This is a genomic window from Novipirellula methanifontis (assembly GCF_052161655.1).
GTDB lineage: Bacteria > Planctomycetota > Planctomycetia > Pirellulales > Pirellulaceae > Novipirellula.
Genome location: NZ_CP197418.1, coordinates 6,200,165 through 6,226,351, shown reverse-complemented (window position 1 = coordinate 6,226,351; position 26,187 = coordinate 6,200,165). Strand labels below are relative to the sequence as shown.

24 protein-coding genes are annotated in these 26,187 nt (G+C 53.5%); 13 read left to right on the top strand and 11 right to left on the bottom strand.

Annotated features, from left to right (window positions below):
• Positions 1–137: 137 nt before the first annotated feature.
• The 3 genes from SH528x_RS22430 to SH528x_RS22420 all read right to left on the bottom strand — a co-directional run bounded on the left by SH528x_RS22430 (position 138) and on the right by SH528x_RS22420 (position 7,059).
• A complete protein-coding gene (locus SH528x_RS22430; protein ID WP_442505686.1) occupies positions 138–3,854 on the bottom strand; it encodes a Calx-beta domain-containing protein in 3,717 nt (1,238 codons plus the stop codon).
• 193 nt (positions 3,855–4,047) lie between these two features.
• Positions 4,048–5,976: a GEVED domain-containing protein gene (locus SH528x_RS22425; RefSeq protein ID WP_442505685.1), complete on the bottom strand. Its 1,929-nt coding sequence runs from the start codon at positions 5,974–5,976 to the stop codon at positions 4,048–4,050.
• A gap of 339 nt (positions 5,977–6,315) precedes the next feature.
• Complete coding sequence (locus tag SH528x_RS22420) at positions 6,316–7,059, bottom strand: hypothetical protein (protein WP_442505684.1); 744 nt, start codon at positions 7,057–7,059, stop codon at positions 6,316–6,318.
• A 610-nt stretch (positions 7,060–7,669) separates the two neighbouring features.
• Here SH528x_RS22420 and SH528x_RS22415 point away from each other — a divergent pair.
• Positions 7,670–9,085: a sulfatase-like hydrolase/transferase gene (locus tag SH528x_RS22415; protein WP_442505683.1), complete on the top strand. Its 1,416-nt coding sequence runs from the start codon at positions 7,670–7,672 to the stop codon at positions 9,083–9,085.
• Between the two features lie 17 nt (positions 9,086–9,102).
• On the opposite strand, the gene SH528x_RS22410 is transcribed toward SH528x_RS22415, so the two are convergent.
• Both SH528x_RS22410 and SH528x_RS22405 read right to left on the bottom strand, forming a co-directional pair.
• Complete coding sequence (locus tag SH528x_RS22410) at positions 9,103–9,831, bottom strand: hypothetical protein (RefSeq protein ID WP_442505682.1); 729 nt, start codon at positions 9,829–9,831, stop codon at positions 9,103–9,105.
• A gap of 714 nt (positions 9,832–10,545) precedes the next feature.
• Positions 10,546–11,463, bottom strand: a complete 918-nt coding sequence (locus tag SH528x_RS22405) for a tyrosine-type recombinase/integrase (RefSeq protein WP_442505681.1) — start codon at positions 11,461–11,463, stop codon at positions 10,546–10,548.
• Between the two features lie 495 nt (positions 11,464–11,958).
• Here SH528x_RS22405 and SH528x_RS22400 point away from each other — a divergent pair, with 495 nt between their 5' ends.
• The 4 genes from SH528x_RS22400 (at position 11,959) to SH528x_RS22385 (ending at position 14,345) form a co-directional block, all read left to right on the top strand.
• Complete coding sequence (locus SH528x_RS22400) at positions 11,959–12,540, top strand: hypothetical protein (protein ID WP_442505680.1); 582 nt, start codon at positions 11,959–11,961, stop codon at positions 12,538–12,540.
• A gap of 103 nt (positions 12,541–12,643) precedes the next feature.
• A complete protein-coding gene (locus SH528x_RS22395; protein ID WP_442505679.1) occupies positions 12,644–13,102 on the top strand; it encodes a hypothetical protein in 459 nt (152 codons plus the stop codon).
• A gap of 96 nt (positions 13,103–13,198) precedes the next feature.
• A complete protein-coding gene (locus SH528x_RS22390; RefSeq protein WP_442505678.1) occupies positions 13,199–13,666 on the top strand; it encodes a DUF2262 domain-containing protein in 468 nt (155 codons plus the stop codon).
• Between the two features lie 112 nt (positions 13,667–13,778).
• The gene (locus SH528x_RS22385; protein WP_442505677.1) at positions 13,779–14,345 is read left to right on the top strand and encodes a hypothetical protein; all 567 of its coding nucleotides are present in this window, start codon (positions 13,779–13,781) and stop codon (positions 14,343–14,345) included.
• Positions 14,346–14,842: 497 nt separating this feature from the next.
• Here the strand turns inward: SH528x_RS22385 and SH528x_RS22380 are convergent, their stop codons facing one another.
• The 5 genes from SH528x_RS22380 to SH528x_RS22360 all read right to left on the bottom strand — a co-directional run bounded on the left by SH528x_RS22380 (position 14,843) and on the right by SH528x_RS22360 (position 17,360).
• A complete protein-coding gene (locus tag SH528x_RS22380) occupies positions 14,843–15,061 on the bottom strand; it encodes a hypothetical protein (RefSeq protein WP_442505676.1) in 219 nt (72 codons plus the stop codon).
• Complete coding sequence (locus SH528x_RS22375) at positions 15,055–15,276, bottom strand: transposase (RefSeq protein ID WP_442505675.1); 222 nt, start codon at positions 15,274–15,276, stop codon at positions 15,055–15,057. Before SH528x_RS22375 ends, SH528x_RS22380 begins: the two co-directional genes overlap by 7 nt.
• Positions 15,277–16,161, bottom strand: coding sequence for an IS110 family transposase (locus tag SH528x_RS22370; protein ID WP_442505674.1), 885 nt, complete (start codon positions 16,159–16,161; stop codon positions 15,277–15,279).
• A 217-nt stretch (positions 16,162–16,378) separates the two neighbouring features.
• Positions 16,379–17,122, bottom strand: coding sequence for a reverse transcriptase domain-containing protein (locus SH528x_RS22365; protein ID WP_442505673.1), 744 nt, complete (start codon positions 17,120–17,122; stop codon positions 16,379–16,381).
• The gene (locus tag SH528x_RS22360) at positions 17,034–17,360 is read right to left on the bottom strand and encodes a reverse transcriptase domain-containing protein (protein WP_442512157.1); all 327 of its coding nucleotides are present in this window, start codon (positions 17,358–17,360) and stop codon (positions 17,034–17,036) included. The genes SH528x_RS22365 and SH528x_RS22360 overlap by 89 nt, the downstream gene beginning before the upstream one ends.
• Positions 17,361–18,554: 1,194 nt before the next feature.
• On the opposite strand from SH528x_RS22360, the gene SH528x_RS22355 reads away from it, so the two are divergent.
• The 4 genes from SH528x_RS22355 to SH528x_RS22340 all read left to right on the top strand — a co-directional run bounded on the left by SH528x_RS22355 (position 18,555) and on the right by SH528x_RS22340 (position 21,062).
• Positions 18,555–18,833, top strand: coding sequence for a hypothetical protein (locus SH528x_RS22355; RefSeq protein ID WP_442505672.1), 279 nt, complete (start codon positions 18,555–18,557; stop codon positions 18,831–18,833).
• Between the two features lie 10 nt (positions 18,834–18,843).
• Positions 18,844–19,209: a DUF2200 domain-containing protein gene (locus tag SH528x_RS22350; RefSeq protein ID WP_442505671.1), complete on the top strand. Its 366-nt coding sequence runs from the start codon at positions 18,844–18,846 to the stop codon at positions 19,207–19,209.
• A gap of 26 nt (positions 19,210–19,235) precedes the next feature.
• Complete coding sequence (locus tag SH528x_RS22345) at positions 19,236–19,406, top strand: hypothetical protein (RefSeq protein WP_442505670.1); 171 nt, start codon at positions 19,236–19,238, stop codon at positions 19,404–19,406.
• A gap of 918 nt (positions 19,407–20,324) precedes the next feature.
• On the top strand, positions 20,325–21,062 hold the full coding sequence (locus SH528x_RS22340; protein ID WP_442505669.1) for a DUF899 family protein: 738 nt from the start codon (positions 20,325–20,327) through the stop codon (positions 21,060–21,062).
• 367 nt (positions 21,063–21,429) lie between these two features.
• Here the strand turns inward: SH528x_RS22340 and SH528x_RS22335 are convergent, their stop codons facing one another.
• Positions 21,430–21,696 (bottom strand): hypothetical protein, encoded by a 267-nt coding sequence (locus SH528x_RS22335; RefSeq protein ID WP_442505668.1) that lies wholly within the window; start codon positions 21,694–21,696, stop codon positions 21,430–21,432.
• On the opposite strand from SH528x_RS22335, the gene SH528x_RS22330 reads away from it, so the two are divergent.
• The 4 genes from SH528x_RS22330 (at position 21,690) to SH528x_RS22315 (ending at position 26,146) form a co-directional block, all read left to right on the top strand.
• Positions 21,690–22,247, top strand: coding sequence for a hypothetical protein (locus tag SH528x_RS22330; RefSeq protein WP_442505667.1), 558 nt, complete (start codon positions 21,690–21,692; stop codon positions 22,245–22,247). The two genes, SH528x_RS22335 and SH528x_RS22330, sit on opposite strands and share 7 nt — an antisense overlap.
• Positions 22,248–24,388: 2,141 nt before the next feature.
• The gene (locus tag SH528x_RS22325) at positions 24,389–24,532 is read left to right on the top strand and encodes a hypothetical protein (protein WP_442505666.1); all 144 of its coding nucleotides are present in this window, start codon (positions 24,389–24,391) and stop codon (positions 24,530–24,532) included.
• 124 nt (positions 24,533–24,656) lie between these two features.
• Complete coding sequence (locus SH528x_RS22320) at positions 24,657–25,181, top strand: ankyrin repeat domain-containing protein (protein WP_442505665.1); 525 nt, start codon at positions 24,657–24,659, stop codon at positions 25,179–25,181.
• Positions 25,182–25,288: 107 nt separating this feature from the next.
• A complete protein-coding gene (locus SH528x_RS22315; RefSeq protein ID WP_442505664.1) occupies positions 25,289–26,146 on the top strand; it encodes a hypothetical protein in 858 nt (285 codons plus the stop codon).
• The last annotated feature ends 41 nt before the right edge of the window (positions 26,147–26,187 follow it).

The following is a 26,187-nucleotide window of genomic DNA, read 5'->3' as shown; positions in this document are numbered from 1 at the left end:
TTTTGATATGCCGAATCTCATCCGCATACCTGCATAGACGCCGCAATTGCCCACAATTTTTCCAAGGCGGGTGAAGCCTTGGAAAGAATGTTTCCAACATCGGACAACAATCGCATTGCTGGCAATTCAGGGATGTCCTAGCCCAGCAGTTGCAACGCGTCATCCATTTCAGCCAAGACGGCATCGATTTGCACCGTTGCCACTTCAATCACATCCGGATTCGCGTTCTCGCTTGCTGTCTGCAGTTCCGCAAACGTCGCAATCTTGGTGGATCCGCTGACGAGTGGCGATTGAGCCGACGCCGATGCGTCTATCGGTTCGGCACTGGATTGCTCGCTAGCGAATGGATTATCCAACGGAGTCGCAACCGCTTCGCCTGCTCCGTTGCTGACACTGTTTCGCGACAACTCGTTGATCACTCGCAATGCATCCATTGCAGTGATGCGTCCATCGGCGTTGACATCGTAATAGCGACCTGGCACGAGGACGTTTTCCCCTTCGCCGTTGGCTTGTCGCCCCAGTTGATTGACGACCATCAACGCATCCAATGTTGTCGTTTCGCCGCTGCCGTCGACATCGGTCGATTGGATCAGATTGGTTGGACTGACGCCACTAATCGCATCGTTGCCAGCCGACGAAAGAACAATCACGATCTGGTCTTCGTTTGAGGCATTGAAGATCAATGCATACAGGTTTCCAGCCGTCAAAGACGCCGTCAACAAGCCTCCGGCATCGTCGGCAATCGGATTCAAATCTTCGTCGAACAAGATGACTTGAGCGTTGACCGACGTCGAGCCGACATGACCGATCGTCAAGGTGGTGTTTTTGGTTGCGCCAAACAGAACCGCAGTTGATTGGCTACTCGCTGCTATCAATTGCGGACGTGCGAAGTTACCCGGAATGACCAATCCACCGCCGTTGCCCCCACCGTTTTCATCGTTGTCGAGAATCGAGCCGACAAAAACCGTGCCCTCGCCAAGGTTTGCCCCGGTCGGTTGATTCAATGTAACAACGACCGTTTCCACACCTTCGACAACGGCATCATCCACTAAGTTGATCGTAATGCTGCCGGACGTTTGCCCTGCGGGAATGGTGATAGGGTTCGCCGCGACTACAAAGTCGCTTCCCGAGGTCGCCGACCCAGTCACTGTGAAAGGGATCGTGATCGCAGATTCACTTGTCTTCGACAAATTGACGATCACGTTGATGGCGGAGTCACCTTCGCTAACCGTTTGACTGACATTGGCGAGCGTGACAATCGGGTTAGTGGGTTCCGAAGGGTCTGAGTTCTGTAGCGTTATGGTGTGCGTGGTGCTGGTTCCCAGCGTCGCACCCGTAGGACTCTGCAGCGTGACCGCAATCGTTTCATCACCCTCATTTTCACTGTCGCTAATCGCAGTGACCACGATTGTGCCCGAGGTTTGCCCGGCCGCAATCCGTAGCGGACTGGTGCTGATCGTATAGTCAGTTCCGTCGGTTGCCGTTCCTGTCACGACAAAAGGGATTACGATTTCCGATTCCGATACGGAGGAAAGAATGACCGAAATCGAGACGTTGCCACCATCTTCGCTGACGGTTTGATTGGTGGTTGAGAAATCAACCACCGGATCCGCCGACGTTGGCGAATCGTTATCGACAATCGAGATCGTTTGAGTTGGGTTCACGCCCAAATCAAATCCAGTGGGCGGTGCAAAACTTAACGTGAACGATTCGGTCGACTCCAACTCGTTGTCGTCGATGATTTCAATCGGCAGACTCGCTGTACTCGTGCCAGGCTCGAATCTAAGTGTTTGCTGTGCGATGACATAATCGGTGCCATTGGTCGCGGTGCCAACAATGGTCACGGGAACCACAATCAGCTGCGTCGTCAAAACACTGAGCCTTGCCGTGACGTTCACAACCCCAGCCGACTCGGGCACAACCTGCTGCTCGGTTGTGAAGTCGATCACTGGATTGCTGCCTTCGATATCATTGTCCAGGATCGTGATCGTTGTCGATCGCACGTTCCCCAGTTCACCAAAGTTCGGGACGCCGAGCGAAACGATCATCGTTTCGTCGCCTTCGACCAAGTTGTCTTCGAAAATATTGATCGTGAAAGTTCGCGTTTTTTCGCCTGCAGCAAAACCGACGACGCTGGTCAAACTGGCGTAGTCCTGTTCACTGGTCGCTGTCCCTGTGATGAAAAATGGGACGGTGACAAATGACTCGCTGACTTCTGACAAACTAACGGTCACCGAAACCGTGGTGTTGCCTTCGATGACACTCAGCGTGGACTGCTCGATGTTAATGGTCGGTGGTGGTGGCTGATCATCGTCGCTAATCGTCACGGTCTCGGTAGGAATAGCCCCTAGTATTGCACCGGTTGGCGTTCCCAAAGTCACGAAAGCGACTTCGTCCCCTTCGACAATCGCATCGTCATTGACATTCAATGTGATCGTGGCCGAGGTTTGTCCCGCAGCAAACGTGATGGGACTTGATGAAATCGTGAAATCGGTGTTGGAACTCGCCGATCCACTGAAAGTGAACGGAACCGTGATCGGAGCGTCGCTTGCTCTGGACAAGTTGACGATCAGCGAGACTGACCCCACATTTTCGCCGACAGTCAATGCCGACGAGCGGAAACTGACCGTTGGCGGTTCGACGTCATCATTGTCGACGATCGTCAAGACTTGTCGGTTGGGCAATCCAAGTTTGGCGTTGGTGGGGGTGTCGAGTTTGACGATGACCGTTTCGTTGTTTTCTAACTCGAAGTCATCGGTGATCGCGATATTGATGCTGGCAGTTGTTTCGCCAGACGGAATCAAAATCGAGTCACTGCTAATCACAAAGTCAGTATTTCGTGTTGCACTACCTGTGACTGTGAAGGGAAGCACGACGTCAAATTCGCTCGGCGACGAAAGCCTGATGGTCATGACCGCCGAACCCGCGTTCTCCTGGACCGTTGGGGCGGCTAGTTCAAGCGTTGCCGTCGGAGTACCGTCATCATTATCAACGAGATTGACGGTGTGAGTGTTCTGGGCCCCCAGTGTTGCACCGGTTGGAGTGCCCAATGTCACAATGATTGTCTCAGTCGATTCGGCCGACAAGTCATCGTTGACCGTGAACGTGATGTTCGCTGACATGTTGCCTGCGGGTATCGTCAGCGGACTGGGCGTTACCGTGAAGTCATCTCCCTCAACCGCTGTACCTGTTAACGTGAAAGGAACAATCACGTCCTCTTTGGCAATTTGCGAAAGGGTCACGTTGACCGTGAATGTGTTGGCGTCCTCGAGTTGCGATTGAGTCGCCAGCGTGGTCGTCACCACGGTCTCGCTCGCATTAGCGACTCGTAAAATCACATCACCATAGTCCGTGATCGGAAGCGAGTTGGTTTCCGCATCGACAATCAGTGTTCGGTTGGACGGGTTTACCCCGATCGCGTTGAGCGTCAATTGATAATCACCCGCCACATCCGGAACCATCACATCAAACGTCCCTAGACTGCGGGTCGGCGGAACGCCCAATGCCGTGGATGCTGAACTCGAAACGACCGAATCGCCGGCATCGCGATTGAGAATCGTGTCGATGAAGACCGGGAAGTCTGTGGATTCAAAAAATTCGTCAATTACCAACGACGACGCACTGCTGGCAAAGTTCAATTGGTAGCCGCGGACCGCCTGCTCCGCCGACGTCAACGTCGCTTCGAAGCGAACGGTCGATCCGCCACTTGCCGTCACGACCGTCATCCCGTTCGATTCGGTCGTGGTTCCAACCACGGGAAGCAAATCGATGACCGCGAGCAAACGGCGGTCCTCGAGCAATTCAGCACCAAGTCGTCGGCGTTTTACGTTTCTACGCGTGGTTCGACGGCTCATAGGAAAACATCCTCGTTGCTTCAGGAAAAATCGGGGGAGTAATAGTCTGGAGACTGCGAAGAATAGGCAGAATACACAGGCCTTGATCTTAGTCCACTCGACCAGCCATCGCCACCAGGATCCAGCACGAAGAAATTTCTCTCTCGATGATCAATCGCAAATTTGCGGAGAAATACGGCAGTTACAAACGCCCTCACTCATCGCCCAGACTGAGTGGCAACAAGGAAACTCGCGTTTCATCCACTTCGGATGCGACCTTTTCGACCGCATCCACACGCACCGATAGCGGTACGTCCGTTTCCTCAGGCAGCGAGAACCCAATAGGTTTTGGGGGTTCAGGGCCGATTCCGGCACCCCATTCAATCGCTCCCTCTGCACTCTGCGAATCGATCCGAGATGGCCAAGTTGCAAAATCGTAGGCCACGAGTTCGCCTGCACCACCTCCGCCACCGCCAACCACAGCGGCTTTAGGTCCTTGCAATTCAATCGCATTGATCACCAACAACGCGTCGAACGCGGTGATAAGATTGTTGCCATCCACGTCAAAAAATCGACTTTTACCACCCAATGCCAGCGGAGACGCTGGCGTCGAATCGGTTGCCAACCTTCCGCCAAATTCCGAATAGGCTCTCAATTCAAGCTCGGTAATGATCATCAGTGCATCGATCGCTGTGATGCCGCCTTCGTTATTGACATCTTCGGCGGTGAGCACATTCTGCCAAGGCGCAGGCAAGTCGACCTCGACCGTGACTCGCTCGGTGCCGCTGCCGGAGACTACGTTGCGAAAGGCTTTTCCACCGCCGTCGTGTGATGCAGGCCCGATCATCCACTCGGTTCGGTCGGTGAATCGAATTTCGTCACGCTCGGTTTCAGATATTTGTGAACCGACGACCCGAATCGTTTTCGCAGTCGGCGCCAGACTGCGGACCGATTGAGGATCCACCAACACCTCGGCCATGACGTCGTCGGTCAGATCAAAGATGGAAAAGTTGTCGACTTTCCCGACCAAACTGCTGAGATCAAGCGTTTGCTCGAGTCCCTCCATCGCGAGCGTATTGATTCCTTCGCCGCCGTTGAGTCGTACCACATCGCTGGCCACCGGATCGACAGGCAACGTTTTTAAGGTGGCATAATCCAGCTTCAACGTTTGGCTCGAATCACTCCCAAACACATCAAGGCGAGAAATACTCTGCAAACCGGATGAAAACAAATCGGTCGTGGATGAGGCCATGTTGTTAACCACGATTTGATTGTTCTCAAACCGAATTTGCGTGGTCTCACCAACGGGAGTGACCAACGCGATTGGAAAACCTTGCTCATCAATCAAATCCCAAACATAGTCCTCGACCTCACCATCATTGGCTTCACCGGTAAACGTCAGCCCTCCGCTGGAACTGAAGCGAAATCGTGCGGCGGTCGATCCGATGCTTGCAGTGGAGGGGATGGTAAAGTTCAGAGTGTTCTCGGCGCCCGCAGTGATACTCTCACTGACGAAAACCTGTTCGCCCGCGTCGCTCCAATCGCCGTCCCGGTTGAAGTCGATCCAGCCATCAAGTTTTCCGTTGCCCGATGCCACCACATTGATGCTGGAGGTCGCGGGAGTTGTTTTCGATACGATCAATGTCGCCAGCAAACGGATGCCATCTTCGTCGTCAATGCCATCCTTGTCGTCACCGCCAGTTCGATCGACTCCAGCGCTCGCATCAGGAATTCCGTTGACTTCGTCGTCAACACTTTCGCCCAAGAACAAACTTGTGATTCGATGACTCGCGCCATCCACGGTGGGATAACTGGAGGCGAACCCGGACTGGGCCGACGTCGGAGCATCACCAAAATCGTACTTCTTGGGTTGCCCAAACCCTATTTCCTCAGCCAATTCATCAACATCGTCTTCCTTCAAAAATCCATCACCATTGACGTCAAAGAATAGAAGCACATCATCGGGCCGCGTGTCTGGCAACTTCCCATCAGCGTCAATATACCGAGGATCATTCAATTCGTTGGCAAGGAGAAGTGCATCGGAGATATCCGCCATAGTGTCATCGTTTACATCGAAACGATTCGCCGGATTCTGCCACGGACTTCCCTCGCCTTCGGCAGCCACGAAATCACCAGCCAACATGCAACGAGACTCCAATCGTTGCAGCGCAAAAGCGAACCGCGGCTTCATGGATGCGCGAGCGACGACGTCTCGACAAGATCGAACAATCGAACAATTCAAAGCCCGCCGCCGATCGTCTTGATCGGAAATACGCAACGCCCCCAACCATGTCTTGAGACGCTGTAAGCCGACCGCCCATTCCCTGCAAATCGTTTTGCGTGCCGCTCTTCGTACCGATCGCCATGATAAAGTCATCACCTACCCCCGCTGCGCAGTTAGCCAGGACCACCCCGACTGAATTATAGTCGGGGTGCGGCATGGTATGGGGAGTAAGATGCGGCGAATTTGCCGGGCTGCTATTTAACGCAGTGAGATTGCATCTTGCAGTGGTTTCAAGACACTCGCCACCAAATACTCGTCGATCAAGTCGCGTCCAAGCGCGACCAAGCGATCGTATTCGTGAACATACGTTTCGTCAGGTCCCAAGCTATCGTAGCGGCGAACCGTCAGATAAACGCTGATCGGATCCTCGCTGTAATCGCCCGTGCGAACTTGGTAGGCATTGGTACGCGATTCGAAACTGATCCGGCACTGCGTCCGACACTCTTCGTCCAACGCAAATTGAATCGCAGGTTCGTGCGATAACACTTTTCCGAAGGGCAGGTTCATGAACCCTTGCAAACCCGGTGCGACCCCAACGACTTCCGAGAGGATATCGTTGTGGTTACCGCGGTAGGCAAAGTCGAAACCGAACATCACGCTCAGCGATTCGCAATCCAGCGGACTGGCGGATAATTCGTAGGGGATCAACTCCAGCACGCTGCGGTGCAGATCATCGATCGCCTCGGCGGATTCTGGATTCACGACTCCCGAGTTGACTCGTTTCAATTCGGTCGAAACCCAGCGATAGGCTCCCGCCTCTTTTTCTTCTTCTAAGACAAACTCGTTTTTTTCGCGGCCGTAGAAGTTTTGCATCTTCGGGTAACGGCGGCGGATTTGTTCAAAGAAATGGAGGATTGATTCACGACCTTTGGGCAGATCCATTTCGGTCGTCAGAATCATGTTCAAGTAAAAGTCGTCGCTAAACGCACCATATCCGTTCATTCGTCACCTTTCGTGTCGCGTAGATGCTTTTTGGGTTGGTTGCCAGCACGGTGAATAGACGGGCAACCATAAAATGGGTTCACAAGCAAGGATGTAAGATCACAAGCGAACCACGACGACTCAGTGGCTAATTCAATAAGATGATGTGCTCCTCCGCTCGCATACGTGTACGTTTTAGTAGAGAGACAGTCGACATCATGTAGTTTAAGCGCAAGCCGCCAAGGATTGAACCTCCGAAAGAACGGTTTTTCACGCTTCGCCCTCGCCGAAATCACGACAAAGACGCATTTTCCCCGTATTTGCGAGCCGACGTCACTCGCTGCGGGCCCCATTTTGCCAATGTTTTACTGAGCGGCGGCCCGACGCTATGCGCGTTCGGCTCACCAAATGGGTCAGTCCATCGAATCAGAAACATGGCAAAGACGCATTTTCCCTGCTGCAGAACTGCAAAACGAGAATTGATTTGGCTAGAATGACGCGTCAAGTTCGCTGGGAATCACCCTACCCAACTGGCTTTGGGGGCTCGTTGCCACCTTAAGCCCCACCTTAAAGAATGCTCAGAACTAAATTTCCTAAGCGCGAATCCTACTCCTCAAAGAGACTTCACCCCATGATTCCCCGTCTACTCGCAGGAGTCGTCCTTGCCCTCACTGCCGCGACGATACTGACAGCAGCGGCTCCGGCCGCGGAAAAACCCAATATTGTCTTCATTTTCGCAGATGACATGTGCTTTGACACGATCGCTGGACTTGGCAATCCCGAGATCCAAACTCCCAACCTCGACGCCTTGGCACGCCGTGGAACCACGTTCACACACGCCTACAACATGGGGTCATGGAGCGGTGCGGTTTGCGTGGCCAGCCGCACGATGCTGAACTCGGGGCGATACGTTTGGAATGCAAACGCGATCTACAAAACGAGCGAAAACGAACGCAAAGAGGGACGATGGTGGAGCGAGATGATGAAGTCCGCTGGCTATCGCACCTACATGACGGGCAAATGGCACTGTACCGCGAGTGCGGAAAAGTCGTTTGACGTCGCGCGAGACATTCGCCCTGGAATGCCCAAAGACACTCCGGCTGGCTACAACCGTCCCGCGCCGGACGGCAGCGATCCATGGTCCCCATCCGATCCAAAGTTTGGCGGATTTTGGCAGGGCGGCACCCACTGGAGCGAAGTGGTTGCCAACCATGCCGAAGATTTCCTCAGCGACGCCGCGTCACAAAACGATCCGTTCTTCATGTACCTGGCCTTCAACGCGCCACACGATCCTCGCCAATCGCCCCAAGAATACGTTGATCGTTACCCCAGCGATTCCGTGGCCGTGCCCAAGAACTTTCAACCGATGTATCCGTTCGCGGAATCCATCGGATGTGGCAAAGGATTGCGTGACGAGCGTCTGGGACCTTTCCCACGCACCGAGCACGCGGTGCAAGTCCATCGCGGCGAATATTTCGCGTTGATCACTCACATGGATGACCAGATTGGCCGGATCTTGAAAGCGGTCGAAGCGTCAGGCAAAGCCGACAATACTTGGATCTTCTTTACCGCCGATCACGGGCTCGCCGTTGGCCAACACGGTTTGTTCGGCAAACAAAACATGTACGACCACAGCGTCCGCGTGCCTTTTATCGCCGTCGGTCCCGGCGTGAAAAAGAACGCGAAAATTGAGCAGCCGATTTACTTGCAAGACGTGATGCCAACGACACTCGAATTGGCGGGTGCCGCGAAACCCGAGCACGTCGAGTTCCATTCCGTGCTGCCGATGCTCGCAGGAGAATCGGGTTCGCTGGACGAGATTTACGGTTGCTACCTCAATCTGCAGCGGAGCATTCGCACCGACAAGTACAAGTTCATCGTCTACCCCAAAGCCAAGGCAGTGCGATTGTACGACATTCAAAAAGACCCGTTGGAAATGCACGACTTGGCAGGCGAAGCAGCAATGCAGCCAACAGTGAAAGAGCTGTTTGCACGATTGCAAGCGTTGCAAAAATCAATGAAAGACGAGCTCGTCCTGGAACTCTAACGCAGCCGAGCTACGATTTACTCACTCCTCACTCCTCTTGATTGTTGAATCAACAGGTAGCTGGTCAGTGCGATCGCCGCGATCGCACTCTGCGGGGTCCAACTGAGGAAGATACCCATCAGGACTTTGTCAAATTCCATATTCAGTCCCCGGCCCACGGCAATTGCGACGGCGATTAACGAGAACGCTGCTGGCGTGATAATGACGACGCGTTGCTGCCACGATAACCGCCGCGGCAGCATCGCCAGTGCGACCAGGGTAATGGGGCCAAGCGTATAGATTGCGATCAACGTTTCCGGCCGCACGGCCAACTTGCTCGCCACCGTCGCAAACACGGCCGCGATGGTGGTGGCGACCATCAGCCCAAACAGACTGAATTGGATCGGCTGAGTCGGGGCGGTTGCACTGTCGCCCTCTTCGAAATCGCCCACCAATTGATTTAGATAATCGCGGTGCCGCGCGGCAACCATACCAATCAGCGAACCGACTGCCGCAGCGACCAAAATATTAACGCCCATGTTGGGATAGTCCGCGAACAAGCCGCCATAGGTGTTCCCAGCCTCCCACACCGTTAATGGAAACCCGATCGATTCATTCTGCGATTTTGGTTTGCCGACCAAACTGCTCCAGTCGCTCGAACGCACGAAATAAGACAGTGCGTTGACGGCGGCCATCAACAGCATCCCGACTGCGGTACCGCGAAGAAACCAACGCGTCGACGATCCGGCCAGCGATAAAGTGTTCATGCGAATGTCAGACGAGAGAAGGTGTCGATGATGGAATAGCCGCCTTTCCTATCATACCCACCAACCTCATCAACGAAACGCACCCACCCCGACGTCCCCGTAGCCAGCGGTCGTGTAGCGAGCAAAGTGTTTCGACGTATCACCAGCGTCTGACAAAATAGCAACTGTCTTCCGGGCGTCTCAAAAATCGAATGTGAAACAATACGTTCACCACTTCCATCTGCACCTTTCCCGAGCGCAGCACGGGAGAGGTCGGACGGGCCCATTAGGCCTCGTCCGGGTGAAGGCCTGCCTCCGGCTCACTCGCACCGCCCATCAATTCCGCGTCCGGTCCGACTCGCCCCAACAGCCGCTACCAACGCCACCCTCCGTAGTGAATCTTGCTAAAGATCCCGCCCGACTGAACTCTTAATCGTACTCTTAATCCTAATCTCGTCCGAGCAACCAACTCTCCACCACCAAACGAGAGCAATGATTGCGCGGTCTGTTTGAACAGGAGGGCACAGAGGAAACGGAGTCATGGTTCACCACTTTCTCTGTTATCTCCCTTACCTCCTGTTCAATGATTTTTTCCTATTTCCCTTCCAGGCTCGTCATCAAGCGCACCAATTTCAAATTTGCAATTGTCAATTTATCTTTTTCAACTCCCAACTCCCAACTCCCAACTCCCAACTCCCAACTCCTCACCCCTCCCACGCACACTCGCAGCGTCGATCAACTGCATGACAAGAAACAACCCACCGACACGGATGCTCGCGGGAACCCCCAGTTCGCCACCGTGGTCCACCACCTCAACCGTTTTTGGGGTGCCCCTGGCGGTGACGCTGCATGTGATGGTTCCCGATCCTGGGCGCGTTGGGGCACTCGATGGCATGGGGCCGCTTTGAGTCTCTGCCGCGAGTGACCTGCGGTTAACGAAAGCGCACTCGCCAACGCCGACACTTGGCCAGCAACGTTGGCGTTCTGGGGAATCATGCCACCCTGAGGGTGCGCTTGCTCGCAGTCGGAGCGGGCAACTGGCTCGTATTTGGCTGGCCTGCATTGGGATGGCTCACATTGGGCTGGCCCGCGTTCGGTGCTGGCGTCTTGCTGCGCCGCGTCTTGGGTGTCCGAGGCGTTCGCTCCGCGGTTCGCGGGAACCGTTTGACGACTCGAGTTCATCCGGTCCAGCGGACTAACCACCTTCACATCCTCGCGGTTGAGCGAGTGCAAGTAGATCCGAGTCGTCTTGATATCTGCGTGACCAAGCAACTCTTGGATCGTGCAAATGTCGGTTCCCGTACGCAGTAAATGGGTCACAAAACTAAGGCGAAAAATATGTGAACTGACGTCCTCGATTTCCTCCGTCGTCCCTTCACCCGCTTCCTGCAATCTCGCTTCCTTAACCTTCTCAGCTCGGGCGAGTTCTTCGAGTTTGCTTTGGATGAACTTCAGGTCATCAAACGCAGACGCCTGAACGTAACGGCGATAGGAAATTAGGGACTGAATGATTTCAGGCGTTTCCAAGCAGGCGACTTGCGCCGCAGGTGGTCGCGGAGGAAGGCGATCACATCGTCGGCGGTGAATTCCCAAGTCGCCTGGGGCTTGCGACCATGAAACCGACTGAGTTTCTCGAACCAAATCTTCGCCCACTTGTCACGTTCCTCGCGCCACGTGGTTCTCGACTGACTAAGGCGTGCCATGGAATTGGCCTTTGCAATCACCCGATTGGGCAAAGAGAAACTGGCCAAATCGGTCGTGTGGAGCAGATTCCGTCCCGGTTGCGGTGGCCCCACAGCAAAGGTCATCGCCCACTCCCACGGCCATTCAAAGCAGGGTGGCATTTCTGAGTGCTGAATCGTTTTTACCGCCATCCGCATCGCCGCAGCACTACCTTTGCTGATTCTTTGCATGGCTGCATCACAGGTCAATGCCTCGGATGGAAAATTAGCTTACAATTTTGCTTGACCCAAGAATTAAGTCCCCTCATATTCAGCAAACGCCAACCGGCGATAACACTCCCTCGCACCGGCGATAACACTCCACGTGTCACCGAGGGAGCCGAAGGTCCAACCGGCGATAACAGCCCCAGGCCCCGCTTATCGCCACCACAACCGGCGATAATTACTTCGTTCGCCAACATTCGATATGAGACGTTTCTCGCTGCGCACGCTCGTCTTCACAATTCCACTCCTGTTCGGAGTGGCACTCGCATTTTGGGGCTACCAACGCAGCAAGCGCCAGGCCGAAGTGCTTCGTTGGTATCACGACGCCCTTACAACTGGTGATACGCTTCCACTCCCGTGGCTTGTTCAGGCTTTCGGTCAGTCTTCTGCGAAATCACGCGTCCAAGATTCTGCACGCGATATCCCGGAGTTAATTTTCGACGATCAATCGCGGGTTGCACAGATCGAACGTGCCGCAGTTACGGATGGTACCGAGAGCGGTGACGGAGTTGCCCTGTACACGTTTGGCGCAAATCATGGTGTCCATTGCTACCATGCGCCGCTCGGTGCTCGAATTGAACGTATTGCATTCACTGACGATGGGCTCGACATCGTACTACATGGTGACCTCAAAATGGGCTCGTTTGAATATTCCATCGACGCAAACACTCCGGAGACGTATCACATAGAATGGATGCCACACACACCACCGCTTGTGGCGAATATTTACCTATTGGTTTGGCAACGCCATCAATCCGATTCAATTCGACGCCCCGACCATTGAAAACGTGGCGAACCATCCGATGCACCGAAAAACCGGTGGATCGTTTTCACGAATGGATGCTTAACTCTCGGTCCTCGGTGATCGGTACCGTTCGTCGAATGAAATGATGCTAGCGATTCCTGCCCAATTGCGAGATCAACTTGTCACTAAGCAGCAAGAGCAACTCGAACGTCCGCACCCCGATCAAAACCTGCTCAAGTACGATGCTGTAGTGCTGACCCACGGACTTGGGCCGGCGGTCTATTTGACACTTGACGGCCGCATTCTGATCTGGGACTACGCTGCTAATGCCGAACCTGAATTCACAGACCGGCAACGCGACATCGGAAGATACGTGACCATTGGCGCGCGTAGCCTTCGTCTGCCGCGCCTGACTGACTTGATTCCAAAGCCAGTTCCTGGATCGCAACAATGCGATCAATGTCACGGCCTGAGATGGTCACGAATGCCAATGATGGAATCCGATGTTGTATGCTGGGTGTGTGACGGATTCGGGTGGATCAGTGTTGATGGCCATCCCATCTCGCAACCTAAAGTTTCAGGCAAGATCGACGAACCATGAATTGCACGGGAGGACGGGAGCAGTGTTTAATGGTTTGCTTAAAAGTCTTTCGCCCGTCCCCCGTGAATTCCGCCGTTATCCCACTGAAGTCTCGTCATGCCGAAGTACAAGCGAAATTCGAGTCTTCCCGATGTGATTGATGATCCCGTGTTGGGAACGCTTGCATTCACGGTAGCGCTCGACGGCAAAGACGAATACGAAGCAACAGCGAGGCTCGGTGGCCGCCGTGTGGAAGTCACACTCTACACCGACAGTGGTGGCCAATTGCGACCGTGTATCGTCCGCGCTCGACGCATCGTTGAAAACTTCCCAGCGATCCAAACGAAAATGTACGCATATGTTTTGCGAAACATTTTTCCGACGTACAACGAAACGTTCCGCATGGGAAGAAAGCCGATCACGGTCGAACAGCTAACCCGGAAGCTAAAACTTGAAGGCGTTACCACGCATCCTGAACCACGTGCTACATTCTGGTTTAATGCGGACGACGCCTTTCTTGACCACGGTTTGCAACTGTTCATGGGAGAACGGAACAGGTTTGTAGACCATGACATGCCGGGCTAGCTCGGACTGAGGAAATGCTTGGGATAACCATGGCATTCACACGGAGCGGGGCTTGCGGCCGAATTTGAAATGGACAGTTTTACTCTCCCCGCCCGGTGATGCCGGTCGTTATGTGGACGAATTGAACGCAACGAATCCTTACGAACCAACCTCTCTCGATCGTGACGAATCGCTGTCGACATCGTCCCGCTATGCGTTCGGAATTCTCACGTCAACTGTCGTTATTGCCGCATACGCGTTTCGTGGCATTGTCGGACTTCAACTTGTCGTGATGCTTCCGGCTGTTTGCATGACGTTGCTGCCGATCGCGGTCGTGATGATGATTCGACGACGCGTGACAATGGACCGAATTGGCCAATTGATCATCGCTGCGGGTACGCTACTCGTCGTCCATGTCGCTCTTACCGCCGCAACTGTCGAACTACTACTTCGCCAATCATTTGTTCTCGACCTAATTCCATACAATCGTGTGATCTCATTTACGATGAACTACGTCGTCCCAGGAACTCTCCTGGGTTTTACGATTGCTTCGCTTTCGCAATCATCGGAGTCAAAACGATTCGTTTGGACCGGAGGATTCGTTGTCGCCATTGGATCAATTGCTGCGATTGCTCATGGCTACTACTTTTTTGCTACATTGCTTGGTGACGATTTCGCGTCACGCGTTTGGTGGGCGTAACAAAGACCACGTAACCATGCCATCGCTTTACGCTTGCTTGTCAAGCGGAATTTTTAACTGGCGGCAAGCGAGCCGATTCTTCGAGCTCGCGTTAAGCCGCGATGCTCGTTTGAACTTGGCTTCGCAGAGTGATTTTCCCACTTCCGCCTCGCAACTTTCTTGCACTTTTTTTTGACTTCGCTGGTGCGTCCTTTCGATCAGACGTCTCGAACCGAATCCTACACTGGCGAAGTTCGCATTTGGGCTCTCTCTAAGGGAGCGGCATTGAGCTTACTCGTTGGCCATGTCGTAAGATAAAAAGCAACCGGTGTGACAGGACTCAGGCACGGATGGCCCGGTCAGGGTGCACCGATCATGTTGCTCGCTTTCACGCTCAACTGATGATGGCATGGTGGTCATCACCGGTCGCCATGGTTCGATAGCGGATCGAAAAAAGGGGCCTCCATGGTTGAGTTAATGTTTTGTTTGCTAATCGATGGGGCTTGTTAGGCGGTGCTCTAAGCGGCTTTGCTGTACTCGCTGGCCATCACGAACACGCGTTCTCGATCAAACGGTTTTCCGCTGTGGTACCAGCCAAAGAACATTTTTAAAATCTTCCGCATCACACACACGTTCGCCTTCTGCCCCGGCATCTTGTCGGTCTCCTTCTTCTTCCAGTAGTAGTCACCAAACAGTTTCTGACGCCCGACCAGCGGGATCGCCATCAGGTTCAGCACGTAACGCAGTTCCCTCCGGCCGCGACGACTAATCTTCGTCCGACCTTGCCGCTTTGGCGTTCGCACAGATTCAATCCCGCGTAACGCATCAACTGCGGCAGCGTGCGAAAGTCATCTGGAGGTCCGATCTCGGCCACCAGTCGCGACAGCAACCGCAGCGTGACGACGCCTTTGCACGGGCTCGGCAATCGGGCATCGTCGGCTTGCAGCTGCAATTAGAGCTGTTGCATCCGTTGTTCCAGTTCGCCTCGCTGCTGCAAAAACGCGGTGATTTCCGCATAAAGTTGCTGCACGGCGGCGGCTTGGATTTCGGCAAGTGTTGCGGCCAGGCCATCGTTATCGTCATCAGCGGATTCAACTGCCGCGTTCCAGATCTTCTTCAGGGTTGCTTGCTTGGTGTGCTTGGAGCGGGCCTTCATCGCAGCACAGAAGACTTCCTCGCCCGCCGCAACGATTCGATGAGGGTTACCGGCGAACTCTTCGACCAGGGCTTGCCCGGTTGGCCCGTACAGCACCGACTTGTCCAAGCGGAGATCGGCAAACAGGTTCCGCAGATCCGCATGCAGTTCACACTTGGCGACTTTGATGCGTGCTTCACAGCGATGCACCAGACGGTGAAGTTCACGCAACTGTGCGTAGAGCATGTCGAGCTTGCGGTCTCGGATCAGTTTGCCAACTTTGGCAACCGTCAGTGCCGCTCGCGGGTCCCTGTCGTCGGTCTTACCATGGTCAGCGAACTGAATCGTGCGGAACTTGGCAACCGCTTCGCCATGCACCAGGCAGGTTCGCATGCCCAGACTGCCGGCCAGTTGCAGCAAGCGTCGATGATAGATGCCGGTTGATTCACAGATGACGCGAAATTCACCGTAGCCGTGTTTTGCCGCTTTGACGCTGATCTGCCTGAGTGCCGTGCGGATGTCGCAGCTCGTATTGTCGCACTTGCCGCTGAGTGTCTGATCAGGCAGTTCCATCGCCCAGTGCAGCGATTCACTGCCGACGTCGAAAGCGACGTTCACGATCCGAACCGCGGAGAAAGCGAGCTGCTCGGGGGTCACTCGATTTTTCGCTGTAGTCGAGACTGAGATTGTTGTTGAATTCATTTGGCTTCTTTCGTTTGTATTGTCGAACCGCGGTCTCCACATCGTCGGTTACGACCAGAAAGCAGGTGAGCGAGTCTTCGTGATTCAGCTCGTGAATTACGGCGAGAGAAGCCATTTTCTAATTTGCAAATCATTTAGTCCACCTAAGAGTATGATCGGGATAGGGGCCCGGATTGCTCCGGGACCCCTCCCACATCACCTAGCATGCGGGTCCGCACTAGGCGATTCGCCGCGAGGATGCAAGCTGTTGCCAACGCTCTAATAGACTCAGTAAGCCTTCGCTTTTCAGGTACTCGTTCGATAACGCACGTTGGACTCCCGACGTCTTGGATAGACGCCATGGGCCTTTGCCGCTAAACGCGAACGGACGGGCGTCCCGGTACGACAAGCCTAATGACATCAGGTTGCGAAGCCATGTTTTCGACTTCTTCCACTGCTTCCAGTAGCATGCCCGAACCCGTCGCCGAAGCCACTTGTCGAGCGTACTGAATGTTGTCTTGACTTGATCTAACTGGAAATACCCAAGCCAACCAATTGCGTAAGAACGAAACTCCGCGAAACGCTTCTTCATCGATATGCCTCGGTTTCTACGAAAGATTTCCGAGACACGCCGTTTGAATACGTCGAGCTTCTTTCGACTCACGCGAAACTGTCCGCCATAGCCACGAAATTCGTAGCCCACGTACTCAAGCGTTTGCGTCTTACAGACGTTGCTCTTGACGTGATTGACTTGCAGTTTCAACGTCAGCGCCAGAAATCGCTCAACGCTCGCGTAAACACGATGCGCAGCTACATCGGACTTTGTGAAGATCACGAAGTCGTCCGCATACCGCACGGAAGGCAATCCGCGCCGTTTCAACTCCTTGTCCAGATCATCCAAATAGATGTTGGAAAGGAGTGGTGAGAGCGGACCGCCCTGCATCGTTCCTTCTTCGCTTGGTTGACATACTCCATCGATCATCACTCCGAAAGCGCAGGTAGCGTCCAATCAGCTTTAGCAGTCGGTTGTCGTGAACCTTGCGGCTCACGCGTGCCATTAACACGTCATGCTGGACTCGATCAAAGAACTTTGACAGATCCATATCGACGCATCGGCGTCGACCGCTGCGGATGATCTTCTGTACCTGCTTGGCTGCATCTTGCGCCGAGCGATAAGGTCGATAACCGAAACTCGATTCCGAGAATCCTGGATCGAAGATCGGCGTGAGGACTCACAAAATGGCGGTCTGGATGGCGCGTTCGAGCAAGTTTGGAATTCCGAGCTCTCTCGTGCCGCCATCGGGTTTGTGAATGGCCACCCGCCGGACAGGCCCGGACGATAGATGCCATCGAGTAGTTGTCGGCGAATGTTTTGCCAACGCGGAGCAAACCACTCGGGAAAGTCGTCGACCGTAATTCCGTCGGGCCCTGGGGCTCCACGGTTGGCCTTCACTCTTGCCCAAGCCATTTCCATGTTGACTTCATCGACAATTGCTTCCATCAAATTGTGAGCATCATCGCCCAAGGCTGACTTCTCGATGACCGCCAGACCCGAATCATCCGTCGGGATCTTTGGCGCAGCGTCATCCGCTTCGACGAAATCGAAGACAAGTTGTTCTGCGATCGTGTGCTCTGAGGTCATCGGTGGTTCGTTTCATGACTGTTGACGTTCGGTTCTTCCCGCCGCCATTGGATTTTGGCGGATCGGTACTACAACTTCTGCTGCATTCTCCAGGCACGTCATGCGTTACCGCATTCCGCCCCGCCTTTCGGGCAAGCCCTACTCACGGGTACGCTAGAAGTTCTCCCCGGATAAGGGTTTTCGTGATCTGTCCCCGCCCAAGCTCCCGATCTACCTGCGCCCCGTGTTTCTCCAAGGCATCCGCCGGGCTTCCGGTTCGGTTTCGCAGTCAGCAGCCTGCTGCGATCTCAATGATCGCTCCGCGACGGGCCTGTAGACGTCGGCCTCCTATCGGGTTTCTGTTCGTAGCAAACGCGGGTCTTGGCGTGAATGTGGCTGGCGACGGTTTAAGCGTTGAAGCTCGTCCGATTCGGTTGTTGCTCGAACGAAACTGTTCGCGGCGGCTAGCCAGATTTACGGTCACATTCGCACGCTTCTTTTTCACGGCTCGTCACCTCCGGCGCAGTTGCCCCATTTGCTAAGTTTAGAGCCTCGTACTGATCTTTCGTTCAAATTTCAGTTGGTATGGTAACTGCCTGAAAGAAACGGGACCTAAGTACAAGGGACTTGCACCCCACAAGATCACGCCCATACTGGGCGCACCACTGCACCGGAGCACGCGAAAGGGCGTTCTTGAAATGGAAGCCGTCCTCGCGCGTACCGGGTGATGGCTGCCGTTAGTCCTTAGATCCAGTCACCTCCCATGCTCTCGTTTTCCTGAGCTCAATTGATTATGACCGATAGTAAGCAACCGAGTCGGCGTTTCCAATTCTCTCTGAAGTTGCTACTAACTTATTCTGTGGTTGCTGCGGTAGCTATCTCCCTGATCATCAAGATGGCGTCCGCGAGCCCTCTTACAATCGGATTGGTTGCTCTGTGGATGATTGCGACTGCGCCTTTCATATTCTTCGCCGAAATTGTCGACTGGCTGCTTGGCGTCAACAAACAAAAGTTCGATGGAGAGACCTTTGACGCGAAGACGACCAGAAGTGGCATGCAATTAGTAAAATGAGTAGCGTAAGATGAACCGCACCAACGATCATGATGAACGAATTGCAAAAATGACCTTTGCTTCCGTGTACCCACACTATCTTGCCAAGGTTGAGAAGAAGGGCCGGACCAAAAAAGAACTACATCAGGTGATCAACTGGCTGACGGGTTTTAACGAAAAGGAGCTGCAGAAACGCATCGACGACAAAATGACGTTTGAACACTTCTTTCAGCACGCCAGGATAAATCCCAATGCACACCTTATCACAGGTGTCATTTGTGGCTATCGGGTTGAAGACATTGAGACCCCATTAACACAGCAGGTCAGATACTTGGACAAGCTGGTCGATGAATTAGCAAAAGGGCGGAAGATCGAAAAGATATTGCGTGAAGAATGAGCTTGCGTGGGACGCCCCGTCTGCCAATGTCCGACTACGAGGAAATCGCGGGGCAAACAATCGTCGTTCTCGACACCGAACAGCAACCGTTGTCGCGGCATGTCCCGCGTGATCAATCACCCAATATAGCGTTGCTAGAGCACGGCATGGCTGATGTACGCCCCGCAAATTTCGCATGGTTGCTGCCAGAACAATAGATCGGCGAACTGCGAGTTGCCAGTGAGTTGCGGTGGCACGACAACTTTGCACAGCCAGCCAACCTCCGGAACCCCGTGAACACCACCATTCGCCAGGATTGATCGAGATTGACAACGTACACAAACGTAATCCCAGCTACCGTCGGCGCAACTATCCTGGCGTTTGCTCTTTCGACCTTCGGACTTTGGCCGACATCGCGAATTTACGAGCAACCGCGGGGGCCGCTTCGGATCCTTCACCTACTTTCGCTTCAACTCATCATTGCCCTGATTTACGCATACCTGAATTGTTTCTTGCCGTACCGCAACGAACGTAATCAGATTGCTTTGACAATTTGTTGTTCGATGGTTGGGGATTTTTGGTGGTTGAAAGTTGCACGACGTACCACCCTAGTGCGTGATCCGATTGAGGTCTCGATCTACATTACGTCAACCGTGCTTTTCGCCTACGTCTGTCCCATGATGATCCTGCTCAACGCAGTTCCGCTGTTTGAGAGGGTGCATCCAACGATGAGCGCGGCGCCAATTATCTTTGTGTTTCTCTTGCACCTCTCGCTTTACTTTCTCGTTTTCTGGGCAACGAACCGATTTACCTCGATGGCAGCAACGGAAGTGCGGAGTGATGAACCATCCGATGCACACGAAGAACGGGATAAGATATTTACAAATGGAAACCACATTGGCCCAACGACTGGGCGACGATGACATGCTCAATCGTATAGAATTGATTTCCACCTCCACTGTCCCTAACTCAGCACACGCCTCGGGTAATCATCCGAGGCCGACGGAGCGGCGGTGGTGGGCTTTTTGGGAGTGGCTGCGACGTTCGTCGCCGCCGGCTGATCGGTAACGTTATCGGACCAAAGTTCATGGCGCAAACACAGTTTTCGATCCAATCACCGAGAACAGGACAATACAATGACTGAATCGCCAACCCCCAAAATCGTGAGCCGAGAAGAGTGGGAGCGAGCCCGCGCGGAACTGCTGGTTCGCGAAAAAGCACACACGCGTAAGGGAGACGAAATCGCTGCCGCTCGGCGGCGACTGCCGATGACGCCGATGGATTCGGTCACTGTGGTAGGCCAAAATGGTGCCATGCCTTTGCATCAGGTTTTCGAAAACCGGCGTGTGTTAATGGTCTATCACTTCATGTGGAACAGCGGCGCCCCCCACCACAAGCAATGCGAAGGGTGCACGCACAGCCAAACTGCAATGACTGCAGCCGTCCAAGCCTACCTCGCTGACCGCGACGTAACCTACGCCGTCTTTAGCAGCGGTGCGATTGACGAGATTGTCGCTTACCGCGACTTCATGGGGTGGACGGCACCGTGGTATTCGACTGCCGACTCCGGCGACGCGTTGACGACTCGGGACGGTGGCGACCTTCGCTGCTACTTGCGGACTGACGAACGAGTGTTCCAAACATACGAAACGAAATGGCGCGGAATCGAAGCCATGCTCCCTACTCTGCATTTGCTGGACATGACACCGTACGGTCGACAGGAAACCTGGGAGGACTCGCCTGCACGATACCCGCAAGAAAAAGCTGGTTCATGGTGGCGTCGTCGTGGCCGCCCTATTGCTCAGTGGACACGTACCGACGATCCGGTGGATAGCACCGTTGTTCACATCCAAACAACAAAAGACGGTAGCTAACAAATGGATGAAAGTGCCGATTGGTTCGCGTTTTGGAAAAGGGTGACTGTCATCGGCATTCGAATATCCGTACCGTCCTCCGACAAAGAACTCTAACACCCGACGCTTAAACCATGGACTCTCCGCAAAATACGAATGGCGCTCAATTACTGTGGTCTGCATTCTTGCTGACAGTGTCGCTAGTTGGATTTAGTTTTCCCTGGACCACACGTTTCTACCTAGCTCCGCTCGGACACGCGGCGTTTGCCCCCTGGTTGTTCATCCCACTTTTTCTCGCTTCGTTTCACATATTCGTTCGCTGCACTGCCGCTGAACTTGGATATTTGGTACCGCAAAGCTGGGGCAAGGTAGTTCACCCAATCTTGCTCTATTTGCTCGTTTGTTTGCTTTTGCCTGCTCCTCCCGCAACCAAACTGGGTTTGGGTTTTGCAATCGCGGTTACCGCTGCCTGCATAGTGTGGGCTGCGTATGCCTTGCGAACCGAAAAGAATTCGCGACGCGTCATACCCGAAAAGCAAAAAGGATAGTAGTCCGATGGTGACGGAGCGGCGGTGGTCAACGGTTTCAATTGGTTGCCGTTCGCCCGGCGTTCGCATATCGCTGCCGTTCTCTCACAAAGAAGTCCAGATGTCATGGTTTAGTCGAAAAGTGCTGGTGACCTTTATCAACGATGCAAACAGTGAAGTGTTTGCTGAGTCCGAAATGCCGCCAGCGAATCTACCAGATTCATTCGCAACGGAGACAACCTTACACATTGGCGACGCTGATTGGTCAGTTGTGCATGCAGAACCGCAATCGAAGAAGGAGTTCACAAAGTCTGGTGTGTTGACTCTCCGACTACGAAAGATAGAACTGATTGATCCCAAAGCATTGTCCTTTAGCCAATTGGACATTACCGATCGATTTGACGACAACGCGAACCATCTTGCGGACGAGTGGATTTCGACGACCCCGCTGAATTCAACGATCACGAATCCGGAAGCCTCTGGGCTACCATCGCCGGACGCAAGTGCTGAAGAGGTGTATCGCGAAGCGTCTAAACTATCTGAATTGAGAGAATCCATCCCGCTCCCGGACGATGGTGTCTATTGTCCAATATGCCATATTGCCAACATCGACCTCGCTAAGCTGCGATCACCTTGTCCCCAATGTGGCCGGGCGCTACTAAAATTTGGATGGACCTAGTTTGAGGGCAGTACAAAGCGTTGGACGCGGAGCCGCGGAATGCGTCGTTCTTTCATTCAATGTTAGCTGGACGCGGCCCGGTCAACGCTGACGTGATTTCGATGAGTGAATCAAAGGGGACGGCAAGCATTAGCGTCCCCAACCAGGTTGCCGCAGCATCTTTGGCCGGGGTAGAATCGGTGAAGAAATCAATCGATGTTTGATTAAAAACGTCAAGCCCCAAAGCGATCTCGTTTGGGCGCACGATCAATCCGTTTGTAAAGAAGCCGGAGAGATCGCAATTCGTTACCCGACTGAAATCCGACTGTGACGGACGCAAACCCATACGAATCTCCGCATCCTGCGATTTCCGCTGATCCGTATCGTGCTGCCGTCCACGCTGGGAAGATCTGATCGGATACGAATACCACACTCAAGATCTGCCCACGCCGCGTACGATCGAATACGCCTCATCCCATATTTCCGTTGATTTCAAAGCGTTGAAAGATTTTCACGCTGGGCGAATCCCACACTTGCCCAACGACGTAATTGCCCAAACTCGCGGCCTGACTATGCACTGGATCACACCACGTACACAGCTTGAGCGATACTTTCGTGACGGCGAACGTCCGCATGGTTCGTTCAATCGAGAGTATGCTGATACTTTGCGATGTCACGCTGAAAACTTTCCCGTTGATTGACGCAAGTCGACGGGTAACCATGCCGTAGAGACGGAGGACGACATCGTGTTTTTGCAAATGGCAAATCCGACTCACCGTCCCCGGTCACGCGACCGTTACCCGACTTGGAGCACGCAGACGTTGTCATATTTTGGAGTTTTGCAATTGAAAGCCGTTAGCGCGTCTAACGTGTTCTGGATTGGCATCACGTTATCGTTGGTGTGCAACAGTGGAATTATCGCATTTCTGTTTAGCCATCACGCGATTGCTATAGAGTCTTTTTGGCAAGCCACAATAACGGTATCTCTGTTCACTTTCCTGTTTGCTGCCATTCCGGTGTTTGGAGCGATGGCAATTGTGTCATGGGGAGTCCAACGTCAAACTACCCGCAAATTCGCAACGAGGTGGCTCGTCAAGAGCTGGCTCGTTTGTTTCCTAATATGTTGCATTAGTGGCACCTCGGTATTTTACGCGTTTGCCCCACAGAGAAAGCTCTCGACGGTTCACTACGTATTGTCGCTTGAAGTTGGATTCGTCTCGCTGATGCTATGTTTGGTGATTTCACTTAATCTCTCGATGCGATACCTTGGACTGCAACAGGACCGCCTAGCACCTGATGATTCATCAAGCTGATTCGCGAAACTTAGCTGTGCAAGACGGAATAATCCAGAGCATTGCACGGGAGTGGCGGTTGTCGCGAGTTTCGAACTAGAGGATCAACTCCCGCCACCCCTTACCGTTCGTGAAATCAAGAACCTTATGTCTGAAACTGCAATGTTTGAACAGGATGAAGACGATTATTGGCGATCCGCACGTGGTTTCGTGCGAGTACTAATCGCCGACCTAAACGATGCTCTAAAGGAGTCCGGTTTAAGCAAACCGAAACGCCGAATTGCGTGCGAACGTTCTGCGTTTTCTATTTGTAACACTATCGACCAATGTTGGATTCGGTCTGATGGAATAACAGACTACCCATTATTAGGGTTCTCAAAACGGTTCTTGGATAACGATTCTGAGATCGAACACATATCGCCGATACAAATTCCTCACAGGTCTGTGGAATTACACGCAATGGTTTGCGATGAAATTGCATGGTTTTTCGACGACCAAAAAGAACATTTACCCAATAACTTCACTGGCGTCATTGGCGAGGAAATACCGGACGCAACCTTCGCGACAGAAATCGAGACAAAAATAAAGCAACAACCTTGCAGCACGTGCAAGGGAACGGGCGACTGCTATTGCATCCGAAAAGGAACCGGTGTCGCGACGGGATGCCCGAGGTGCGGAGGCACTGGAAAATGTCAACACTGCCATGGGGCGGGTGTTTAATCAACGACGAACAAACTGCTGCACCTGTTTGGCGAAATTTTGCTTCGGGTTGTCAACAGATTTACTCACGCCACTTACAACCCAGATCTTTATCAAGCACCAAAGTCGCAGCGAGCGTTCCTGCTCGTTTACTCCCCTGTTGGCCGCTGCATGACGTTCCCCGTCGGACCGCTACGCGACGGCTATCTCTTGTATCTGCGTTGGTGGATGCCTTGGGGAATCGCGGTCCAGGATATTGGATGGGGAGTTAAGATCAAGACCCAGCATCAACATGTGTACATCGGTATGAATTGAGGGTCAGTGTACAGATGCGGATCTCCAGCGATTGCTCTGGTCCGGCGGCAGTCGTCGGATTCGCAGTCGTTGAGTTGTTCGCCGCCGCCCGCTGTTTCCATCTGTTTCTAAAATGAGCTATTGAATGGTGCTCGACAACAAGATCGTTGGCGACTTCATCGACGCAGCCGCTCGTGATCGAACTGCTGCAGTCGGACTGCTTCGCCGATACCCTGAACTCCGGAGTACGAACTTCCGATCGGAGACGGCTCTTCACTTCCTGGTGACGGAGGGCTTCGTCGACGCCGCAGTGTTCTGTGTCAAAAATGGCTTCGACGTGAACCGCTGCAACGATTTCGGTGACACTCCGCTCACGATTGCATGTCAACTTGGCGACTCGGCGATGGTTGCTGCATTGCTCGCCCATGGTGCAGACCCGAACCTATCATCCGACGTGAACGACTGCCCCCTTCATTGCTGTTTACACCTCGGCCGGACTGACCTCATGGCCATACTGCTCGACGCGGGAGCTGATCCGTACTACACCACTGAACTCGAAGAGACGATCTTCGACCTCTCGACCAATGACTACTCTAAGCGCCGGCGCGTATCTGCGTTTCTCGCCGAACGAGGTATCGACATCACCAAAGCTTTCCCAGATGGCGAGTAGTCCAGCGATTGTACTGAGCGACGGTGGGCGACATTGTGTTTACAAATGGAGACTAGATTGGCATTCCTCGGAAACGACCGCCGTTCGTCATATCGGACAGATATACTATGCAAACTTTTTTTCGCGATGAGATGATCGTCAGCGATTCTGATTTGACGATTCCTTCTCACGAAAAGACGCACCGATTGATCTGCGCACTGCGTCAATCCGCGGACTTCCATGCAAATGATGGTTTCGAGCCTCTTCCTTGGGAATGCTGGAGCGGAACGCACGATGACGACTTTGTGCGTTTGGTGTCGAACGTTGATCCTAACACGTTCGACGAGGCTTCAATTCCTGCCTCAGCACGGATGGCCAATTCCATCGCAATTGCCGCGGCTAGCATGATTGCAGCCGCAACGGATGCTGTCGAAACCGGCTGCTCTTTTTCTCCTACCTCAGGATTTCACCACGCACACTGGTCACGGCCTGGGTCCTTCTGTGCTCTTAATGCGTTGCCGCTGACTGCGCGTCACGTACTCAACTCTCCATCTGTCAACAGCGTGCTGATTCTCGATTGCGATTTTCACCGTGGCGACGGCACGGATGACATTCTCATGCGACTTGCCGACGATCGGATTCACCACAATTCGTTTGGCTTTCGATTCACGCATCGGGATCAAGCGTCAAAATACTTGGCAGAAATCGAACGCATATCGAACTCAATCAGCACGGGAGATTTTGATTTTGTAATCTACCAAGCTGGCATGGACGTTCTGGTTGGTGACCCTGCAGGAGGCGGGATATTGACGCTTGCTGAAGCCGGAATACGTGATTCGATTATTTTCTCATCCTGCCGCAAAGCGTCGGTGCCGATCGTCTGGAATCTTGCTGGCGGATACCAGCCGGTTCAGAAGACAGGTTATGATTCCGTGGTAGAGGGGCACCTCAACACCTACGACTTCGCACTTGACACGTTTCGGTGACACATTCAAACGGCGATAGCCCAAGACTGGCGGACATCATA

What these genes read in the sequence shown, in the direction of transcription:
- SH528x_RS22390 (WP_442505678.1), top strand. Translation starts at nt 13,199, where the DNA reads ATGCCGAAGTACAAGCGAAATTCGAGTCTTCCCGATGTGATTGATGAT.
- SH528x_RS22415 (WP_442505683.1), top strand. Translation starts at nt 7,670, where the DNA reads ATGATTCCCCGTCTACTCGCAGGAGTCGTCCTTGCCCTCACTGCCGCG.
- SH528x_RS22420 (WP_442505684.1), bottom strand. Translation starts at nt 7,059, where the DNA reads ATGAACGGATATGGTGCGTTTAGCGACGACTTTTACTTGAACATGATT.
- SH528x_RS22400 (WP_442505680.1), top strand. Translation starts at nt 11,959, where the DNA reads ATGAGACGTTTCTCGCTGCGCACGCTCGTCTTCACAATTCCACTCCTG.
- SH528x_RS22315 (WP_442505664.1), top strand. Translation starts at nt 25,289, where the DNA reads ATGCAAACTTTTTTTCGCGATGAGATGATCGTCAGCGATTCTGATTTG.
- SH528x_RS22425 (WP_442505685.1), bottom strand. Translation starts at nt 5,976, where the DNA reads ATGTTGGCTGGTGATTTCGTGGCTGCCGAAGGCGAGGGAAGTCCGTGG.
- SH528x_RS22355 (WP_442505672.1), top strand. Translation starts at nt 18,555, where the DNA reads ATGACCGATAGTAAGCAACCGAGTCGGCGTTTCCAATTCTCTCTGAAG.
- SH528x_RS22430 (WP_442505686.1), bottom strand. Translation starts at nt 3,854, where the DNA reads ATGAGCCGTCGAACCACGCGTAGAAACGTAAAACGCCGACGACTTGGT.
- SH528x_RS22365 (WP_442505673.1), bottom strand. Translation starts at nt 17,122, where the DNA reads ATGATCGATGGAGTATGTCAACCAAGCGAAGAAGGAACGATGCAGGGC.
- SH528x_RS22410 (WP_442505682.1), bottom strand. Translation starts at nt 9,831, where the DNA reads ATGAACACTTTATCGCTGGCCGGATCGTCGACGCGTTGGTTTCTTCGC.
- SH528x_RS22325 (WP_442505666.1), top strand. Translation starts at nt 24,389, where the DNA reads ATGACGTTCCCCGTCGGACCGCTACGCGACGGCTATCTCTTGTATCTG.
- SH528x_RS22395 (WP_442505679.1), top strand. Translation starts at nt 12,644, where the DNA reads ATGATGCTAGCGATTCCTGCCCAATTGCGAGATCAACTTGTCACTAAG.
- SH528x_RS22370 (WP_442505674.1), bottom strand. Translation starts at nt 16,161, where the DNA reads ATGAATTCAACAACAATCTCAGTCTCGACTACAGCGAAAAATCGAGTG.
- SH528x_RS22335 (WP_442505668.1), bottom strand. Translation starts at nt 21,696, where the DNA reads ATGACATCTGGACTTCTTTGTGAGAGAACGGCAGCGATATGCGAACGC.
- SH528x_RS22350 (WP_442505671.1), top strand. Translation starts at nt 18,844, where the DNA reads ATGAACCGCACCAACGATCATGATGAACGAATTGCAAAAATGACCTTT.
- SH528x_RS22330 (WP_442505667.1), top strand. Translation starts at nt 21,690, where the DNA reads ATGTCATGGTTTAGTCGAAAAGTGCTGGTGACCTTTATCAACGATGCA.
- SH528x_RS22345 (WP_442505670.1), top strand. Translation starts at nt 19,236, where the DNA reads ATGTCCGACTACGAGGAAATCGCGGGGCAAACAATCGTCGTTCTCGAC.
- SH528x_RS22320 (WP_442505665.1), top strand. Translation starts at nt 24,657, where the DNA reads ATGGTGCTCGACAACAAGATCGTTGGCGACTTCATCGACGCAGCCGCT.
- SH528x_RS22340 (WP_442505669.1), top strand. Translation starts at nt 20,325, where the DNA reads ATGACTGAATCGCCAACCCCCAAAATCGTGAGCCGAGAAGAGTGGGAG.